At 50.6% G+C, this 530-nt stretch carries 1 protein-coding gene; it reads right to left on the bottom strand.

Translation table 11 applies throughout. From position 1 onward, the window contains the following. Positions 1-119 precede the first annotated feature (119 nt). On the bottom strand, positions 120-335 hold the full coding sequence (locus AWU74_RS07795) for a type II toxin-antitoxin system HicA family toxin (protein ID WP_062328794.1): 216 nt from the start codon (positions 333-335) through the stop codon (positions 120-122). Positions 336-530: the final 195 nt, after the last annotated feature.

Below are 530 nucleotides of genomic sequence, written 5' to 3'. Positions count from 1 at the left end.
AATCGCCGCTTCTTTCGTGTCGCCTGTTCCGAGCAGACCATACGGGAGTTCGTCGCCGTCGCTTACATACACGCTGTAACGCCCGTCTCCCGCCTGTTCTATTGCCGCTATCGCTTTTTTCATTTGCCGTTCCTTTTTCCTTGGTGCACAAACTGTGCGCCGGAATATTTGATAATTTCTCCCAGCGTTCCCGCCGCAACTTCTTCGCTCTTATGATTGCTCATTAAAAAACGTTTTCCTGTTATCGGGCTGAACCAGACGGCGTGACGCTTGCCGCTGTTTTTAAGATAGCACCCTTCCCTTTGCAGTTTCCGCTCAAGTTCGGAATATTTCAACTTGCTAAACCCCCGCCTTTCGGTTTTCCGCCGAAAAAAGCGGTTTATTTACCGCGCCGCGGATGCCGCTCCCGTACCGTATTACATTCATAGCATATTCCCGCCGTTTCCGTCAAGGGAAAAATCAGACAGCGGCATAAACCGATATGGGTTATACTCCTGTTGTCTGCGAGGCTGCTTGCAGCCAAATTTCCG

The organism is Treponema endosymbiont of Eucomonympha sp., assembly GCF_001028545.1.
Note: the sequence above shows the minus strand (reverse complement) of the source record. Positions and strands in the feature narration are given on the sequence as shown.